16 protein-coding genes, 1 tRNA gene and 1 rRNA gene are annotated in these 17,626 nt (G+C 55.3%); 7 read left to right on the top strand and 11 right to left on the bottom strand.

Translation table 11 applies throughout. The features are described from left to right. Positions 1–45 precede the first annotated feature (45 nt). A complete protein-coding gene (locus TX82_RS09160; RefSeq protein ID WP_005009559.1) occupies positions 46–513 on the bottom strand; it encodes a HEPN domain-containing protein in 468 nt (155 codons plus the stop codon). An 8-nt stretch (positions 514–521) separates the two neighbouring features. Beyond that, positions 522–1,589 (bottom strand): DUF262 domain-containing protein, encoded by a 1,068-nt coding sequence (locus TX82_RS09155; RefSeq protein WP_005009556.1) that lies wholly within the window; start codon positions 1,587–1,589, stop codon positions 522–524. Positions 1,590–1,784: 195 nt separating this feature from the next. Here TX82_RS09155 and TX82_RS09150 point away from each other — a divergent pair, with 195 nt between their 5' ends. The 4 genes from TX82_RS09150 (at position 1,785) to TX82_RS09135 (ending at position 6,082) form a co-directional block, all read left to right on the top strand. Beyond that, positions 1,785–2,789: a KpsF/GutQ family sugar-phosphate isomerase gene (locus tag TX82_RS09150; RefSeq protein WP_005009552.1), complete on the top strand. Its 1,005-nt coding sequence runs from the start codon at positions 1,785–1,787 to the stop codon at positions 2,787–2,789. 95 nt (positions 2,790–2,884) lie between these two features. Beyond that, entirely contained in the window at positions 2,885–5,524 is a 2,640-nt protein-coding gene (alaS, locus tag TX82_RS09145; RefSeq protein WP_005009550.1) for an alanine--tRNA ligase, read from the top strand. A gap of 123 nt (positions 5,525–5,647) precedes the next feature. After that, positions 5,648–5,980 (top strand): hypothetical protein, encoded by a 333-nt coding sequence (locus TX82_RS09140; RefSeq protein WP_005009548.1) that lies wholly within the window; start codon positions 5,648–5,650, stop codon positions 5,978–5,980. Between the two features lie 25 nt (positions 5,981–6,005). Continuing rightward, positions 6,006–6,082: transfer RNA gene (locus tag TX82_RS09135), tRNA-Arg, on the top strand. Between the two features lie 67 nt (positions 6,083–6,149). Here TX82_RS09135 and TX82_RS09130 read toward each other — a convergent pair. The 9 genes from TX82_RS09130 to TX82_RS09090 form a co-directional block, all read right to left on the bottom strand. After that, positions 6,150–6,362 (bottom strand): hypothetical protein, encoded by a 213-nt coding sequence (locus TX82_RS09130; protein WP_005009541.1) that lies wholly within the window; start codon positions 6,360–6,362, stop codon positions 6,150–6,152. Positions 6,363–6,398: 36 nt separating this feature from the next. Further along, on the bottom strand, positions 6,399–7,154 hold the full coding sequence (locus TX82_RS09125; protein WP_222822998.1) for a DUF2182 domain-containing protein: 756 nt from the start codon (positions 7,152–7,154) through the stop codon (positions 6,399–6,401). A 148-nt stretch (positions 7,155–7,302) separates the two neighbouring features. Next, entirely contained in the window at positions 7,303–7,869 is a 567-nt protein-coding gene (locus TX82_RS09120) for a DUF1326 domain-containing protein (RefSeq protein ID WP_005009534.1), read from the bottom strand. 155 nt (positions 7,870–8,024) lie between these two features. After that, complete coding sequence (locus TX82_RS09115) at positions 8,025–8,750, bottom strand: pentapeptide repeat-containing protein (RefSeq protein ID WP_005009527.1); 726 nt, start codon at positions 8,748–8,750, stop codon at positions 8,025–8,027. Between the two features lie 52 nt (positions 8,751–8,802). Next, complete coding sequence (locus TX82_RS09110) at positions 8,803–8,985, bottom strand: hypothetical protein (protein ID WP_042250979.1); 183 nt, start codon at positions 8,983–8,985, stop codon at positions 8,803–8,805. A gap of 14 nt (positions 8,986–8,999) precedes the next feature. Further along, positions 9,000–9,335, bottom strand: coding sequence for a hypothetical protein (locus tag TX82_RS09105; protein ID WP_144079144.1), 336 nt, complete (start codon positions 9,333–9,335; stop codon positions 9,000–9,002). 143 nt (positions 9,336–9,478) lie between these two features. Beyond that, entirely contained in the window at positions 9,479–10,579 is a 1,101-nt protein-coding gene (gene mqnE, locus TX82_RS09100; RefSeq protein WP_005009523.1) for an aminofutalosine synthase MqnE, read from the bottom strand. 78 nt (positions 10,580–10,657) lie between these two features. Then, positions 10,658–11,260 (bottom strand): hypothetical protein, encoded by a 603-nt coding sequence (locus TX82_RS09095; protein WP_005009522.1) that lies wholly within the window; start codon positions 11,258–11,260, stop codon positions 10,658–10,660. 398 nt (positions 11,261–11,658) lie between these two features. Then, positions 11,659–12,516 carry a UbiA-like polyprenyltransferase gene (locus TX82_RS09090; protein ID WP_005009519.1) on the bottom strand — a complete coding sequence of 286 codons (858 nt, stop codon included), beginning with the start codon at positions 12,514–12,516 and terminating at the stop codon, positions 11,659–11,661. A 161-nt stretch (positions 12,517–12,677) separates the two neighbouring features. Here TX82_RS09090 and TX82_RS09085 point away from each other — a divergent pair, with 161 nt between their 5' ends. The 3 genes from TX82_RS09085 to TX82_RS09075 all read left to right on the top strand — a co-directional run bounded on the left by TX82_RS09085 (position 12,678) and on the right by TX82_RS09075 (position 17,522). After that, positions 12,678–13,835 (top strand): RMD1 family protein, encoded by a 1,158-nt coding sequence (locus TX82_RS09085; RefSeq protein ID WP_005009517.1) that lies wholly within the window; start codon positions 12,678–12,680, stop codon positions 13,833–13,835. Between the two features lie 92 nt (positions 13,836–13,927). Beyond that, positions 13,928–15,688: an ABC transporter ATP-binding protein gene (locus TX82_RS09080; protein ID WP_005009515.1), complete on the top strand. Its 1,761-nt coding sequence runs from the start codon at positions 13,928–13,930 to the stop codon at positions 15,686–15,688. A gap of 312 nt (positions 15,689–16,000) precedes the next feature. After that, positions 16,001–17,522 (top strand): 16S ribosomal RNA (locus tag TX82_RS09075). The last annotated feature ends 104 nt before the right edge of the window (positions 17,523–17,626 follow it).

Here is a 17,626-nt window from a genome sequence, read left to right as displayed (position 1 = left end):
AAATACAATTAATTAAATATCTCACAGCACATCTTCAAGCAACCCTTAATCTTGCAAAGCTATTTTTACAGCACTCAACACTTTTTCAGCGGATATTAAAGCATCTTTTATTTCACGCAACGTCAATTGATTTGCTGTACTATGGGCCACTCTATGGCGTTCGCCGATGGCATTATTGTATAAAGACACGTCTCGATCCTCTAGAAGAGAATTAAACTTATCTTTTCTGTCTTTCCCAAAGCAACCCAAATACCCAGCAATTTCACCTTTCCCAACACTCCGAAATAGTTTTTCTTGAGCATTTGAAGCAAAGGATTTAATTTTCTTATCATCTACAGAGTCTATAACTTCCCTAATTATTTTATAAATTTGCTGCTGCATCTCAGCACTAAGAATAACCACAAGATATTGCGCTAAATATACCTCAATTTCGGACCCTTCAGCATTCGCATCACGCAAATGAATTTCACATTCACTTATTGCCGTCACCGTTTTTATTAAATGATTTTTCATTTTTAAAATTATTCCACCAAGTATTCTTGAGCCTTTTTAAATCTCTGCCTAACTGTGGCTTCATCACTGGTATTTTTGGTGACATTTTCAAAATAAACTTTATCCTCTAATAAGCTTGAATATCTATCCTTAAAATCCTTAACCGACCCAATGGCATCATAAGCTGTTACCATAATCGAATCCATTACCGCATAATTTAAACGACCTCGAATATGAAACGGTTTAGCGCCAAGATTTCGAAAAATAAACTCACAAACACCACTAAATTCCCTCTTCAAGCCTTCAAAGTAAGTCTTATTTTTATCAAAAGTTAAATTCTTATTCGTTGACATAAAGTTATTTAAAAATTGCTTCATGGGCTTTTCGTACAATTCCCACTCATCCTTTAATGCTAATATTCTTAAAATCAACTCCACATCCCTAAACCTTTTATCTTCATGTGGCTTCCCTAAAATTTTCCTCCATTGCTCAAATTTATTCATTTCTTGCAATGTCATAAACAAATCACTAAAGTAAACGCACTTCCTTATCTCCATAGGGTTCAACTTCATACCACCAGTATTAAGTCGCTCAAAAATGTGATAAATACTCGAGTCATCACCTGGATCAATCTGCTGAACCACTGTTGCTCGCAAAACCGTGTCATCTAACTGAAATCGATCAGGCTCACTTAATTCCTCAAATGTCTTTCCTTCCCATTTAGCATTAATGTTTTTCAATCTAAACAGCTGGTTTTCAAATTCATTCTTGAAAAACCGAACTACTGAGATGATTCTTTGTTGCCCATCTATCACTCTTAGCTTGTTAGTTTTTCGTTCCTTATATAAAAAAACTCCAGGAACAGGAAGTCCTAGCAAAAACGATTCAATCAACTTACTTGCTTGGACTCTATCCCAAACATAATTTCGCTGAAAAGGAGGGATCTCCAACTGTCCATTTTCGATCTTGTCAAAATAGCCTCGAAGCGTAAAATCAGCTGGGTAGTATGTTATTTGAAATTTAATTACATCTTGCTCTCTTTGTTCTGATTCCTCGGTTTCATCAACTTCCCAGTTTTCCTCACTTAATGGATTCATTTCACCTCCCCCACAATGAAAATTCGGTTTGCCAAACACTATCCCAGCAAGGCGAGCCAGTCAACAAAAGGGATATTGGTTTCGACTAGGTTTTTATCACTCACCCCAAATACCTTTGCCCCAAGCCCGTTTTGTGCTACTATTTTGGGACTTGGGAGATTACTGAAGTCACTGAAAACTAAGGCTTAATAGAGAATGCAACCGTTGAAAAAAGATCCCGGCGGCAAGGACGAAGCGCTTCGCATGATGGACGAGGCCCGGCGCGTATTGCAGAACGAAAGCGACTCGATCGCCCAGCTCAAGGAGCGCATCGACGCCACCTTCGTCGAAGTCGTCCACCGCCTCGACGCCTGCCAGGGCCACGTCGTCGTGCTCGGCATCGGCAAGTCCGGCCTCATCGGCCAGAAGATCGCCGCCACCTTTTCCAGCATCGGCCTGCCCGCGCTCTTTTTGCACGCGGCGGAAGCCAGCCACGGCGACCTCGGCATCATCGGCAAGGAAGACCTCCTGCTCGCCATCTCCAACAGCGGCGAGACGGAAGAACTGGTGCGCCTGCTCCCCATCATCAACCGCCGGAAATGCACGCTGGTGGCAATGACGGGGCGGCCCGACTCCACTCTCGCCCGGCGCGCCGACTTCGTACTGAACGTCGGCGTGAAAGAAGAAGCCTGTCCGCTGAACCTGGTGCCGACCTCCAGCACCACCGCCACCCTCGCCATGGGCGACGCGCTGGCGCTGGTCCTTCTGGAGAAACGCGGCTTCCGGCCGGAAGATTTCGCCCAGCACCACCCCGGCGGCAGTCTCGGCCGCAGGCTCCTCACCACCGTCGAAGACCTGATGCATTCCGGCGACGAGGTGCCGAAGGTGGCCGAAGACGCCAACCTGCCCGCCATCATCACCGAAATGAGCCGCAAACGCCTCGGCACCACGCTGGTGGTGGATGGCAGCGGCCTGCTATCCGGCATCATCACCGACGGCGACCTCCGGCGGCTGATGGAGTCCGGCAAGGATTTCCAGTCCATCCGCGCCCGCGACCTGATGTCACGCACGCCGAAATGCGTCGGCAAGGACCACATGGCGACGAAGGCAGTGCAGTTCATGGACGAGCACAGCATCACCTGCGTGGTCGTCTCCGACGACGGCAAAGCGATCGATGGCATCATCCACCTGCACGACCTGCTGAAGGCCGGGGTCATATAAAAACCCCTTTCCCGCCAATCCTTTGAATCCCGCCTACAAAAACGATATTCTAGTGTTACAATCCCCGGATTAATAGAATCTCCGAACGGATCGACATGACAGGCAACGAGATACGACATCTGTTTTTGAAATATTTTGAGGACCGCGGCCACACCGTGGTGCCCAGCGACGCGCTGGTGCCGAAAAACGACCCCAGCCTGCTGTTCACCAATGCGGGAATGGTGCAGTTCAAGAACGTATTCCTCGGCCAAGAGAAACGCGACTACACCCGCGCTGCCTCGTCGCAGAAATGCGTGCGCGCCGGCGGCAAGCACAACGACCTGGAAATGGTCGGGCGCACGGCGCGCCATCATACCTTCTTCGAGATGCTGGGCAACTTTTCGTTCGGCGACTACTTCAAGAAGGAAGCCATCGCCTACGCGTGGGAATTTTTGACCGAGATCGTAAAACTGCCGAAGGACAAGCTCTACATCTCCATCTACAAGGACGACGAAGACGCGTTCCAGATCTGGAAAAACGACATCGGCCTCGCCGACGACCGCATCTACCGCCTGGGTGAGGAGGACAACTTCTGGGCGATGGGCAACACCGGGCCGTGCGGTCCCTGCTCGGAAATCTACATCGATCAGGGCGAGGCGCTCGGTTGCGGCAAGCCGACGTGTGCCGTCGGGTGCGACTGCGACCGCTATCTCGAAATCTGGAACCTCGTGTTCATGCAGTACGACCGCGACGAGGCGGGCAACATGGAACCGCTGCCCAGCCCGTGCATCGACACCGGGATGGGACTGGAACGCCTCGCCGCCGTACTGCAGGGCCAGCCCAGCAACTACGACTCCGACATCATGATGGGCCTCATCCAGCACGCGGCCAAGATCACCGGCAAGCCGTACAACGCCAGCCACGAAAACGACGTGTCCCTGCGCGTGATCGCGGACCACGCCCGTGCCGCCACGTTCCTCATCAACGACGGCGTCCTGCCGTCCAACGAGGGACGCGGCTATGTACTGCGCCGCATCATGCGCCGCGCTCTGCGCCACGGCAAACTGCTCGATCAGGAGAAACCGTTCTTCCATCACATCACCGAAGACGTGATCGAAAAGTTTCAGGACGTGTACGCCGACCTCAAGACCAACCGCGAGTTCATTCAGAAAGTGGTGACCAACGAGGAGGTCAGCTTCAACAACACCCTCACCTTCGGCACCGAGCGGCTGAACGAAATCCTCGACCGCCTGCGCCAGGAAAACAAAACCACGATCCCCGGTGAAGAAGTGTTCAAGCTGTACGACACCTTCGGCTTTCCGGTGGACCTCGTGGAAGAAACGGCGAAAGACACGGGCTTCGAACTCGACATGTCCGGCTTCGACCGCGCCATGAAGGAGCAGAGAGAGAAAGCCATGGCGTCGTGGAAGGGATCGGGCGAAAAACAGATCGCGCCCATTTACACGAAGATCGTGCAGGAACACGGCGGCACGCTGTTCGACGGCTACGGTGGGACGGAAGGCGAAGGCCGTGTGCTGGCCCTGCTGAAAGACCAAAAACCCGTCGAGTCGGCAGGCGAAGGCGACGAGATCGAACTGGTGCTGGACGAAACGCCGTTTTACGGCGAGTCCGGCGGGCAGGTGGGCGACATCGGCTGGGCGTTTCACGACCGGGGACGGCTGGAGGTCACCGACACGCAGAAACCGCTCAACAACCTCATCGTGCACAAGGCGAAGGTGACGCAGGGCACGGTTTCGAAAGGCGACGCGCTCAATTTGCAGGTGGACGCGCGCAAGCGCATCGACACCGCCAACAACCATTCCGCCACACACCTTCTGCACGCGGCGCTCAAGGAAGTGCTCGGGCCGCACGTCAAGCAGGCGGGGTCGCTGGTCGAAGCCGACCGCCTTCGTTTCGACTACACGCATTTTTCGCCACTGACGGAAGAAGAGCGCGAGCGCATCGAGGCGCTGGTCAACGAACAGATCCGCGCCAATCACGAAGTCGAGACCAAGGTCGTGTCGATGGAGGACGCGCTGGAGGAAGGCGCGGTGGCGCTGTTCGGCGAGAAGTACGACGACCACGTGCGCGTGGTCAACGTTCCCGGCTTCAGCAAGGAACTCTGCGGCGGCACCCACGTGCCCGCCACCGGCACCATCGGGTTCTTCAAGATCACGCATGAAGGCGGCATCGCCTCCGGCGTGCGGCGCATCGAGGCGGTGACAGGTTCGCGCGCCTACGAGTGGTTGCAGAACGAGTTCGGCCAGCTCTCCGGCATCCGCAAACTGCTCAAGGCCCAGCCGAACGAAGAGGTCAACAAGATCAAGAAAATGATGGACCGCCAGCGCGAACTGGAGAAAGAGATCAGCGCCCTCAAGGACAAGCTCATCAGCGGCAAGGGCGGCGGCGCGAGCCTGATGGACGAGGTGAAGCAGGTGAGCGGGGTGTCGCTATTGGTCAAGAAGCTGGAAGGTATGGACGCCAAGACCCTGCGCTCGTTCATCGACAACGCCAAGAACCAGATCCAGTCCGGGGTCGTCGTGGCCGGGTCCAACGACAACGGCAAGGTGATGCTGGCCGCCGGGGTGACGAAAGACCTCACCGACCGCTTTCATGCCGGGAACATATTGAAGGAGATTGCCGGCATCGTCGGCGGCAGTGGCGGCGGTCGGCCGGACATGGCACAGGCGGGAGGCAGCCAGCCGGAAAAGCTCGACGACGCGCTCAACGCCGTGCCGGGTCTTCTCGAAAAATAAGCGCCCGCACCACAGGCAGTTTCCCATTGCCATGTCCGCCGCTGTCGGATACCCTTTAGGGCGAAACCGAATGCAAACACAAATCCGCCCAGCCAACCGCGGTGACGCGGTGAGGGATCGAACATGAAACACAAACGCAAAACAGAACTGGACGAAAAGTGGAAACAGGTCGCCACGCAGGCGGTGACACAGGAAGAATTCAAGCAAAGGCTGGTGGCCAATCCCGTCAGCGTGATGGGCGAGTTTGAAATCCACCTGCCGGAAGGCGTCGAGGCGAAGGTCGGCATCGAAGGCGCCGTCAAACTGTTTCCGCCCGACGGCGCGTCCGAGGACGTTCTCGAGGAAGTGCAGTGGTGGAAATGGCGGCTGGACATGATCCGCCAGTTCGGACGCGAAGACAAGTACACCGGCGTCAAGCACACCATGCCGGAGTCCAGCGACGAAGACGACGTTTAACCCACACCCATCCCAATCACACAATGCGCCCGTAGCTCAGCTGGATAGAGTGCCGGATTCCGGTTCCGAAGGTCGGGGGTTCGAATCCCTCCGGGCGTGCCACATACAAAAAAACCACCCGTGCGGTTTCCGCCGGGTGGTTTTTAGTTTTTAAGCGACTTTTCCACTTTCAGGCATCAATGAGGTCGCCGTCGGAGGTCATCTTGGTGGCGGTTTCGAACTCGATGAGGTCGAGGCTTTTCATGGCGCGGCACTTGGTGAAGAACATGGCGAGCTCCACCTCGGAGTCGATGATGCGCACCGCCTCGCGGCACCCCACCCCCTCCAGCTCCAGGGTTTCCGATTCGGGCAGGATATTGGGTTTATAGGCAAGTTGTTCCATAACATCTCATTAAAAGCTGTCCGCGGCTCCCCTTTATTATTGGACCACAAGCAGAAGGGCCCACGCAACCAGAAGGAGCCCCGTCACGCGGCTCCACCACATTCCCAGAGGCACGACCTTTTCAATAAGCACAAAAACGGCCAGCACGCCCACCCATAACAGGTTCATGACCCCATTTACAAACAGCAGAAGCATGAGCAACCAGCAACAACCCACGCAGTAAAGACCGTGATACCAGCCCATGGAAAAGGCTCCGAAAGACCCTGTTTTCCACTGCAATAGAAAAAAATCGAGCGGCGACCGGCAATGCCGAAGGCAGACCTCCTTGACCGGAAGCCATTGATATACCCCCGCCAGGAACAAGAGAACCGCACTCAAGAGATGACTTTGGCTTGCCATCATGGGTGACACCCAGGCCGCCCCGTGCAGTCCCCATTGTAAAAGCGCCGCCCCCAGGCTGAACACCGTCCACACCAACAGGTATCCCGAGACAAACAACAGAGTGGCCAGAGCCGTTTTGGAGGAATCGCCTTGCTTTCGATGTATGGCGGAAAAGGTCAGCACCATGGGTGCGGCGGAAGGGGTCATCATGGCCACCATCATCACCGCCCACATCCAGAACAGCCACACAACATGGGCACGCTGATGGGCCGGCTCCGGCTGGAGCATCGACATCGACCCCATATCGGCGGCCATTGACGCGAGATACCACCATGAAAGAAGCGCGATGGCCAGCAGTCCGGCCGCCACCAACCAGCGGTCATGCTTGAAAACCGTTTCCAGGGCGCGCATGCTCATCACCGGTATTCTGGATGATATGCCAGCGGCCCGCGGATGAACATCAAAAGCGGACAATCACGAGGATGCGTTGCGGTGGACCAAGCCTTCGGAGGTGTGCTCGACATGAGACAGGGAGCTGTGCGTTTCGGCAAAATCGAACTCAATATCCCCCCTCCCCCCGAATGTAGGTGGCGGCAGCCACTTCCGCCACTTCGTATTCGAAGCCTTCCGGAAGGTTGATCAAAATGCGGTGTGGATCGCCGGTGACGGGATTTTTAATCGGGTCGCTGGCGGTGTCGAGGAGACCGGGAATGCGGCACCGGGCAGACCTCTTCTTGAGATCGAATTCGAAATCAATGGGGGCGAATTTCGGTTCCAACACCCTGGATACCAGGGACATGAATACGGCAAACACCGCTCCCTCGGACTGCTCCTGACCGCTCATGATGGTGAGCAAGGCTTCGCGTTGTTTCGCATCGGCTCGTTCATCCACGATGGGCAGGATGGTGCCGTTGCCTTCGTGCAGGGGACCCGGCCATTTATACATCCCGGCCCAGCGCAGTCCGCCAAGATCGACATCGCCGAAATGACCTTCTTCAATATCCATGGCCACCATGCCTTCGCAGACGTGATGGGTGGGCTCGGCATTGAAGTCGCAAGGACATCCATAATCGCAATTGCAATTCTTCAACCACTTTCCTTTCAGTCTCCACTTGATTTCCGGCATACCGCCCTTCTCCAATTAAATGGAATGAGTGTCAAATTATAGCACGACTCGCCAGGGTTTGATTTGCGGAAGAACGGCCTTTCTCCGACCCAATCACAACAATTGCCGGAAACGCATGAAACGGCTGGAAGGCAATCGGAGACCGGCCGCGGTTCCTAAGTCTCGCAGGCGCACTCGTATTCGTTGTCGTCGAGCCAGCGGATTGAAATGTATTCGGGAAAGGCGACCGTGTCTTTTTGGAAAATCGCCGACTCGATCTGGCCGCAGGTGAGGTGCTTCGCGCCGGTGAAATCGCATCCCGAAATGTCCACCTCGGTGAAGTCTGCATCCTTCACGTTCGCGTCGTTGAACCTGACGTTGTACAGGTCGGAGCCGGTGAAGTCGGCCCCTTCCAGGTTCGCGCCGGTGAAATCGGCTTCATCCACGCGCGTGTAACGCAGGTCAGCTTCGAACAGGTTGGCGTTGCGGAACACGGCTTGCTTCAGAGCCCCCGCTTTCAATTCCGCCCGCTGGAAATTGGCTCCTTCCAAATTCGCGCCTTCCAGGTAGGCTCCGGTGAGGTTGGCTTCGGAGAAATTGGCGTTGGTGAAGTTGGAATGACGCAGGTCCGCTCCTTCCAGTTCCGATTCGACAAACGACGCCCCGGTGAAACGGCTGTGGCTCATGTTGGCTTCCAGCAGGCTGGACTGGGAGACGTCTGCCGTCTCCGCCTGGACCTGCAACAGCCGCGCACGGTAAAACTGCGAATAGGTGAGAATGCAGTTCGACAGGTTGGCCGACGTCAAATCCGCTTCCGCGAAATCCGACTGGCTCAAATCACGGCCACTGAAATCCATCTCCTTCAATTCGCGGCCGCTGAAATCGCGATCGTCTGCCGTCATGCTTTTATTCCAGGTGGGATTGGTTTGCGACGAAAATTCGCCGGGGGAATGCTCACTCTTTCTTGCGGGGGTAGTCGAATTCGATGACGCCCTGCTGGCCTTTCTGCTGGATGCCGCGTCGACGCGCCTTCTGCAAAATATCCTGAACGTTTTTGCCCTTCTCTGCCGGCCGCTTAGCCTTGTTGGTTTTATCCTGCGGAGGAGGTGTCTCCGCAGGCTTATTTTTCTCGTTCATGTGCGGTTCCGGGTTCACGCTTCGCCTGCGGGTTTGTTTTTAGGCTGACTCAGCGTGCTCATCAACCGGCGCAGTTGAAAGGCCTGCGGCGACGTGGTCTTCACGATCGAAGGCGTCCGGCATTTGGGACAGACGTCATGGCGGCGCACGGACCGCCACAGCGTGTACATCACGCCGGGCACGATGTAGAACAGGTACAACAGGACCTCAATGGCGATGTGACCGCGGCGCACATTGATGGGCTGGCGCTGGCAACCACAGGTGAGGCAGATGTAATCCTTGCTGAAATCCACCCCGCCGACGACGTTTTTCCTCGGCCTGGGTTTCTGTTTTCGAATCGGTTGACTCATGCCCCGCACCTCCGCAATGCTGTCCCCCATTGACAGTTGAACCTTGATTTTACCACTTTGGCGGATTTTGGAAAGGAGGGACGAAAAAGATTCTCAACAGCAGAAGGTGGGTTTAAATGATGGAATTTTTCCAGGAACGGGTATTAAACCGCTGCGAGGTGGGTGTCTTCGTAAAGCGTGTCGCGTTCCATGGGCAGGCGGCCGGACTCGACGATCATGTCGATGATCTCGCGCTGATGGAAAATCTGGTCCGTGGTCGCACCCGCGGCGTGGATGATTTTCTCCTCGACCACGGTGCCGTCCATGTCGTCCGCGCCGAAGGACATGGAAAGCTGCGCGATCTTGGGCGAGATCATGATCCAGAACGCCTTGATGTGCGGAAAGTTGTCGAGCATGAGACGGCTGACCGCCAGCGCCCGCAGGTCCAGTTGACCCGACGTCGGCGGCAGGAAGTGCAGGTTGGTGTTTTCCGGATGGAACGCCAGCGGGATGAAGGTGACGAAACCGCCGGTTTTGTCCTGCAACTCGCGCAGGCGCACCAGGTGATCGACGCGCTCCTCGGCAAACTCCAGGTGACCGTACAGCATGGTGGCGTTGCTTTTGAGTCCGACGCCGTGCGCCGTCTCATGAACCTCCAACCAGCGTTCGCCGGTGATCTTGTCGTTGCAGATTTTCTTGCGCGCGCGTTTGGCGAAGATCTCCGCGCCGCCGCCGGGGATCGATCCCAGCCCCGCCGCGTACAGTTCCTCCAGCGTGTCCTTGAGCGGCTTGCCCGCGAGGCGCGCGAGGTAGTCCAGCTCCACCGCGGTGAACGCCTGCAGATGGACATCGGGAAAACGTTCCTTCAGGCCGCGCACCATGTCGAGGTACACCTTGTAAGGCCAGTCCGGATGCAGGCCGCCGACGATGTGGAACTCGCTGACCTTGCCGTTCTGGTAGGCCTGCGCGTCGGAGAAAATTTCGTCGAGCGATTTTTCGTAGGCGTTGGGGGCGTCGGGTTTGACGCCGAACGCGCAGAAGTTGCAGGTGTGGATGCAGACGTTGGTCGGGTTGATGTGGCGGTTGTGGATGAAGAAGGCGTTGTCGCCGTTTTTGCGCTCGCGCACGATGGTCGCCAGCCGGCCGACGCCCAGCAGGTCCGGCGTCTGGAACAGCACCACGCCGTCGTCGAACGACAACCGTTCGCCCGCTTTCACTTTGTCTTCAATCGGTTTCAGCCGCGCATCCAGAAACTCAAACACCACAACACTCCGCAAAATACGTTGATTCAATAGAGGAACGGATTATACCCGATTCCACCCCCACAACGCAAAGGGCTAGATTTATTTTACCTCGAGAACCTCTCCGGTGGTTCGATAAACAAAAATTTTATCAAAAACCTCCGATTCAATTTTATCAAAATCATTGCGAGGAAACTCCCGATCCTGCACAGGGTCAAAAAAATCTACGGTCACAAGTAGCCAGTACAAATCACACTTTTCATAACCTTTCGCTTTTTCTTCCTTTTCTCTCACAATAGCAAGGAGATCATTCTTTGAGAGCTCCGATCCCTCCGTAAGCGTTACTATTCGCCAAGTTGGGTCGGGGTATTCGTTTTTGTTTAAATACGCGTAATCTAATTCGGGAATATTACTATAACGTTGGCTAGGAAGATCTCCCCCGCTAAAACCTTCAATATTCCTTGCCAGTTCGGACAGCTTTTTAATCAGCTTTTTTTTATTCTTACTCTCGATGGGGTTTGCTCTATTAAATGAAAAAGTTAACTCAAAGCCTTTCCCACCTTGGCTTTGATATAGTTTCTGAGCCTCAGCCACAATGCTTTCACGCAATTTGATTTGTTTTTGCTCCGCTTCAGGAACATTCCCCTTTTCACAATAAAGTTTTGTTAGCTCAATCCCTATCTTATCTTTACCCTTTAAAATCACATCTGGGCTATTCCCATAAAACACATCGCCACTAGGTAAAAATAAACTTCACGAAACTTTTCAAACAATATTCTTTCTTCTTTAATTTGAGCTTGCTTAGTCATCAGAATGCCATTGATTGTCGGCCTTTAACCTCATACTTGAAAGTCCATTCAGAGAGACCCAGAATCTTTACCCAAATCAATTAAAATTTTAACCAAAATCATTCCCCACTGGAGGAAAAAGCCCCCTAGCCCCCTTCGGAGAAGGGGGGACGCGTCCGCTTTCCCACTCAAGGGTTGGAAGTAGAATGGGAATCGGAGGGTAGCCGGAAATTCAACAGCGGTGCTGGCTCCAGGACCGGTCGGGTCGGCCTCTATCTGTGTTCATCTGTGTTTATCTGTGGCTCCCCTCCCCTGCTACACCCACATGCAGTCGATGATGACCAGGGTCATGAGGGTGAGGCTGATGAGTCCGTTCACGTTGAAGAAGGCGATGTTGACGCGCGTCAGGTCGTCTTCCCTGACAAGGGAATGCTCGTAGATCAGCAGTCCCGCCACGGCCAGCACGCCCACCAGATACGTCACGCCGAGCAAGGGAGAGAGCGCCATCACGCCCAGCAGGAACAGCACCATCATGGCGTGCGCGGCGCGGGCGAACAGCAGTCCACGTCCAACCCCAAAATGCTCCGGGATGGAGTGCAACCGGTTCTTCTTGTCGGCCTCGACGTCCATGCACGCATAAATGATGTCGAAACCGGTGAGCCAGAACACCACCGCCGCGCCCAGCACCAGCGAGGTGAAGGAAATTTCCTCGCGGATCGCCACCCATGCTCCCACCGGTGCCACCGACAAGGCGAAGCCGAGGAACACGTGCGAGTACGGGGTGAAGCGTTTGGTGATCGAGTAGAAAAAGACGATGGCCAGCGCGACCGGCGACAGCCACAGGGCGAGGCGGTTCAGCATCCCGGCGGCGAAAATGAAGACGGCGGACGACACGATGAGAAACGCCCAGTACTGTCCCATCCCCACCTTGCCCGCGGGCAGGGCGCGGTTTTCGGTGCGCGGGTTTTTCGAGTCGAGGCGGGCGTCAACGATGCGGTTGAACGCCATGGCCGCGTTTCTCGCGCCGAACATGCAGAGCAGGATCCACAGCAGTTGCTCCCAGGTGGGCAGGCCCTCGGCGGCGAGGAAGGCGCTCATCACGGCGAATGGCAGGGCGAACACGGTGTGTTGGATTTTGATGTCGGCGAAGATGATTTTCAGTTGTTCCCACATGCGGTTTCGTCCAAACTAATTTTGAAGAGAGGGATAGCGAAGAATCTTTAAGTTCTCTTTTTTAAATCTTCGCAAAGCGAAGGTTTTCACTGAAGGAAAAAGCCCCCAGCCCCCTTCGGAGAAGGGGGAGCCTGGACTACGTCCGGCAACAGGGAAAGATTATGACCGTCACCGAGACCGCCGGGAAGCCCGCCGAGCGACCCGATATTTCCATAAAAAACGGCACCGCGCATCTATATTTCGCCTACGACGTCGGCTTCGCCATCAACCTCGATGAAGCCGACCGTCACATCACCGCGCCCAAAGGCCGCTCGCAGATCCAGGCGAAGCGGCGCGTCAGCAAGTATTTCCAGCTGACCCCGTCACCCGTATGGATGTCCACGCCGGTCGATGCGTTCCAGATCACCCCGCGCCACACCACCGAGAACCGGGTGCACGCCCTGCTGTTCGAATTCGGCGCGGTGTCGATCGACCTCGTCGTGCCTTTCTCCGGCACGTTGACGGAGCTGGTGGCGTTCATCGAAACCGCATACGAAAGCGAAGGACTGCGGCAACACGCCCGGCGCGCGCTCTCCCAGGTATTGCAGGACATCGGCCCGGCGGTGAGCCGCCTGTCGGTCTCGCCGCATTTCGAGGACTACTTCGTGTTCCAGGTCGAGGAGTTCGATCCCCACGTCAGCGTGCACGATCTCATCGAAAAGTATCCGGAGACCGTCGCCCGCCTGCTGCGCGGCGAGCGCGAGCGGTTGTCGCACGAGGAGACCGAGGATATCATTTCCAACCGCATCTCCTACGGGCTGGAAGACGTCACCTTCGTCGGCTGGGACTGCGCGCTGGTGTACGACACCGAGCCGGAGGACATCTGCACCGTGCTCGAGTACACCAACGTGGCGCTTCTCGAGTTCGCGTTCCTGAATGACAAACTCAACCAGGCGCTCGACGAGTTTTACGATTACCTGCCGCCGCCCGCGGGCGGGAAGTCGCCGAGCAAGTTCAAGTCACTGGCGCCGAAACTGCGCACCATCGGGCAGTTTCAGCTCGACACCGAGATCATCTTCGACGGCGTGACCAATTCGCTGAAACTGTTTGGCGACGTGTTCCTGGCCAGGCTGTACGATCTTGCCTCGCGGCAACTCGGACTGGAAGACTGGCAGGAGAGCATCCAGCGCAAGCTGGACACCATCGAGAGCATCTACGGCAAGCTGTCGGACGCCGAGTCGAACCGCCGCCTCGAGACGCTGGAGTGGATCATCATCGTGCTGATCGCCGTGTCTATCCTCCTCCCTTTTATCCCCGGCCTCTCCGGGATGATGCACTGATCGTCCTCTGCCCTGTTCAAAATTTCGGTTCCGCGTGGTGGCGGTTGACGGTATGATGTGGCCTCCCAATCAACCCCAACCCCAGTTTCGACATGAAATACGTAAGACAACTCGCCCGTTTTCTGCACCCCTACCGCACCATGCTGTTCTGGGGGAGCATCCTGCTGATCCTCGCGTCCGCCACCAACCTGGCGATCCCGTTGTTCGTCAAACAACTGGTGGACGTGGTGATGGTGAAGAAGGATGTGGAACTGCTGAACGACATGGCGTGGATCATCGCCCTGCTGTTCCTTTCGCAGATGCTGTTCAGCACCGCGCACAATTACCTGTACGACATCACTGAGAAGCGCGTCACCACCGACTTCCGCAAGCGCATCTTCCGCCACATCCACAAACTGTCGATGAGCTTTTTCGTCAAGCGCAGGACCGGCGAGATCATGTCGCGCATGACCAATGACATCTCCACCATCGAGGGCGTCATCACCGACCTGCCCGCGACAGTGCTGCAGCAGTCGATCCGCCTGTTCGGCGGCATCATTATCATCATCTACATGAACTGGAAGCTGACGTTCATGATTCTCGTGCTCGCACCGATACTGGTTCTGTTCGCGCGTTACTATGGCAAGCGCCTGCGGGCGTTGTCCACGGAGATCCAGGACAAGCTTTCCAACTCCACCACCATCCTGGAGGAAAACCTGAGCGGCATGGCGGTGGTGAAATCGTTCGTCAAACAGAAGCTGGAGATCGACCGCTTCGAGGCGGCGGTGGAGGACAGTTTTGAGTCGGCGAAGAAGCGAGTGAAGATTTCCGCGTTCTTTGGCCCGTCGATCGGATTCATCGCCTTCATCACCGCGCTGGTTCTCTTATGGTACGGCGGGCACCAGGTGATTGCGGGCAACATCAGCCCGGGCGAACTGATCGCCTTCATCCTGTACGCCACCATCATCGCCGGGCCCATGGGCAGTTTCGCCCGGTTGTACACGCGTATTCAGGAAGCGCTGGGGGCGAGCCAGCGCATTTTCGACATATTGAATACGGAGGGTGAAGTCAAGGACATCCCCGGTGCCCAGCCCATGCCGGCCATCGTCGGCAAGGTCGAGGTGAAGAACCTGCATTTCCACTACAGGCCGGACCAGGAAGTATTGAAGGGGCTGAATTTCACCGCCGAGCCAGGCGAGATGGTGGCATTGGTTGGCCCCAGCGGCGCCGGCAAGACCACGCTCATCAACCTCCTGCACCGCTTTTACGATCCGGTGGAAGGTGAGATTTGTGTGGACGGCATCCCCATCCACACCGTGCAGTTGAGCAGCTATTTGCAGCAGGTGGCGCTGGTGCCGCAGGAGACCCTGCTGTTTGGAGGCACCATTGAAGAAAACATCCGCTACGCCAAGCCGGAGGCCAGCGAGGAAGAGATCGTCGAGGCGGCGAAGAGCGCCAACGCCGACGCCTTCATCCGCGCCTGCCCGGACGGCTACCGGACCATCGTCGGGGAAAAGGGAATCCGCCTGTCGGCGGGGCAGAGGCAGAGGATCGCCATCGCCCGCGCCATTCTCAAAAACCCGCACATGTTGATCCTGGACGAAGCCACCTCGGCGCTGGACAACGAGTCGGAAAAGCTCATTCAGGAGGCCCTGGAGCGGCTGATGAAGGGCAAAACCTCGTTTGTGATCGCCCATCGGCTGTCCACCATCCACAATGCCGACCGGATCATCGTGCTGGAACACGGACAGGTGGTGGAAATGGGCCGTCACCAGGAGTTGATGGACAAGGAGGGGCTGTATCACTACCTCTACACCCTCAAAAGCTACCAGCTGGAGCACGAGCCCGAGGCCCTGGACGAGGCGGATCTGTAGGCTGGTGGCGGTTCGGCCAAGGTCCTAAAAAATATTACAGAATTTTCTAAAAAAACACTTGCGCAACTCTGATAAAGCCGATATAACTTTAATCACTTGAACAACACCTAGGATTTTCAAGCATCCGGGGTTCGAAAGTTAGGTCCCCGATGACCTTCCTATATTTGTTTCAGATTGAAATTTTTTCGATGGACCTGAGGGTCGTTCAAACGGCCACTCCAGCCATCACTGTTCTTTGAAAGCAGAATAAGGTGCCAACCTAAGCTTGCGGATGCCTGTTAATTTGTAATTTGGTCAAATTTTCGAGTTTTACAACTGGAGAGTTTGATCCTGGCTCAGAACGAACGCTGGCGGCGTGCCTAACACATGCAAGTCGAACGAGAAAGTTCCTTCGGGAATGAGTAAAGTGGCGCAAGGGTGAGTAACACGTGAATAATCTGCCTTTGAGATTGGGATAACCTGACGAAAGTTAGGCTAATACCGAATAAGACCACGTCTCATAAGAGATGCGGTAAAAGGAGTCTCAAACTCCACTCAAAGATGAGTTCGCGGACCATTAGCTAGTTGGTGAGATAAAAGCTCACCAAGGCTACGATGGTTAGCCGGCCTGAGAGGGTGATCGGCCACACTGGAACTGAGACACGGTCCAGACTCCTACGGGAGGCAGCAGTGGGGAATTTTGCGCAATGGGCGAAAGCCTGACGCAGCAACGCCGCGTGAGCGATGAAGGCCTTCGGGTCGTAAAGCTCTGTCGGGTGGGAAGAACACAATGACGGTACCACCAAAGGAAGCCCCGGCTAACTCCGTGCCAGCAGCCGCGGTAACACGGAGGGGGCGAGCGTTGTTCGGAATCATTGGGCGTAAAGCGTATGTAGGTGGCCGGATAAGTCAGACGTGTAAGCCCACGGCTCAACCGTGGAATTGCGTTTGAAACTATTCGGCTTGAGTGCAGGAGAGGAAAGCGGAATTTCCAGTGTAGCGGTGAAATGCGTTGATATTGGGAAGAACACCAGTGGCGAAGGCGGCTTTCTGGCCTGCAACTGACACTGAGATACGAAAGCCAGGGGAGCGAACGGGATTAGATACCCCGGTAGTCCTGGCTGTAAACGATGGGCACTAGGTGTAGGAGGTGTTGATCCCTTCTGTGCCGCAGCTAACGCATTAAGTGCCCCGCCTGGGGAGTACGGTCGCAAGGCTGAAACTCAAAGGAATTGACGGGGGCCCGCACAAGCGGTGGAGCATGTGGTTTAATTCGACGCAACGCGAAGAACCTTACCTGGATTTGACTTGCTTGGGACCGCCTTGGAAACAAGGTTTCCCTTCGGGGCCCTTGCACAGGTGCTGCATGGCTGTCGTCAGCTCGTGTCGTGAGATGTTGGGTTAAGTTCCGCAACGAGCGCAACCCCTACCTTTAGTTGCCAGCGGGTAATGCCGGGAACTCTAAAGGAACTGTCGGTGATAAACCGGAGGAAGGTGGGGATGACGTCAAGTCCTCATGGCCTTTATGTCCAGGGCTACACACGTGCTACAATGGCCGGTACAAAGAGTTGCAATACCGCGAGGTGGAGCTAATCTCAAAAAGCCGGTCTCAGTTCGGATTGGAGTCTGCAACTCGACTCCATGAAGCTGGAATCGCTAGTAATCGTGGATCAGCATGCCACGGTGAATACGTTCCCGGGCCTTGTACACACCGCCCGTCACACCATGAAAGCCGACTGTACCAGAAGTCACGATGCTAACCTTCGGGGAGCTACTGCCTAAGGTATGGTTGGTGATCGGGGTGAAGTCGTAACAAGGTAGCCGTAGGGGAACCTGCGGCTGGATCACCTCCTTTCTAAGGAGATTTTGATCCGGCAAATCTGTCGGTCGAAATCGACGAGATCAACCATCCGTGAGTTGGGTTGGCACCTTTTCTTTCTATAAAAATTCGGCACCAGG

Source organism: Nitrospina gracilis 3/211, from assembly GCF_000341545.2.
GTDB lineage: Bacteria > Nitrospinota > Nitrospinia > Nitrospinales > Nitrospinaceae > Nitrospina > Nitrospina gracilis.
Note: the sequence above shows the minus strand (reverse complement) of the source record. Positions and strands in the feature narration are given on the sequence as shown.

Excerpts from the sequence above, each read along its gene's own strand:
- TX82_RS09105 (WP_144079144.1), bottom strand. The coding sequence starts at position 9,335 with ATGAGTCAACCGATTCGAAAACAGAAACCCAGGCCGAGGAAAAACGTC.
- TX82_RS09125 (WP_222822998.1), bottom strand. The coding sequence starts at position 7,154 with ATGCGCGCCCTGGAAACGGTTTTCAAGCATGACCGCTGGTTGGTGGCG.
- TX82_RS09155 (WP_005009556.1), bottom strand. The coding sequence starts at position 1,589 with ATGAATCCATTAAGTGAGGAAAACTGGGAAGTTGATGAAACCGAGGAA.
- TX82_RS09120 (WP_005009534.1), bottom strand. The coding sequence starts at position 7,869 with ATGCCGGAAATCAAGTGGAGACTGAAAGGAAAGTGGTTGAAGAATTGC.
- TX82_RS09085 (WP_005009517.1), top strand. The coding sequence starts at position 12,678 with ATGACCGTCACCGAGACCGCCGGGAAGCCCGCCGAGCGACCCGATATT.
- TX82_RS09130 (WP_005009541.1), bottom strand. The coding sequence starts at position 6,362 with ATGGAACAACTTGCCTATAAACCCAATATCCTGCCCGAATCGGAAACC.
- TX82_RS09160 (WP_005009559.1), bottom strand. The coding sequence starts at position 513 with ATGAAAAATCATTTAATAAAAACGGTGACGGCAATAAGTGAATGTGAA.
- TX82_RS09110 (WP_042250979.1), bottom strand. The coding sequence starts at position 8,985 with ATGAACGAGAAAAATAAGCCTGCGGAGACACCTCCTCCGCAGGATAAA.
- alaS (WP_005009550.1), top strand. The coding sequence starts at position 2,885 with ATGACAGGCAACGAGATACGACATCTGTTTTTGAAATATTTTGAGGAC.
- TX82_RS09150 (WP_005009552.1), top strand. The coding sequence starts at position 1,785 with ATGCAACCGTTGAAAAAAGATCCCGGCGGCAAGGACGAAGCGCTTCGC.
- TX82_RS09140 (WP_005009548.1), top strand. The coding sequence starts at position 5,648 with ATGAAACACAAACGCAAAACAGAACTGGACGAAAAGTGGAAACAGGTC.
- TX82_RS09115 (WP_005009527.1), bottom strand. The coding sequence starts at position 8,750 with ATGACGGCAGACGATCGCGATTTCAGCGGCCGCGAATTGAAGGAGATG.
- TX82_RS09090 (WP_005009519.1), bottom strand. The coding sequence starts at position 12,516 with ATGTGGGAACAACTGAAAATCATCTTCGCCGACATCAAAATCCAACAC.
- TX82_RS09080 (WP_005009515.1), top strand. The coding sequence starts at position 13,928 with ATGAAATACGTAAGACAACTCGCCCGTTTTCTGCACCCCTACCGCACC.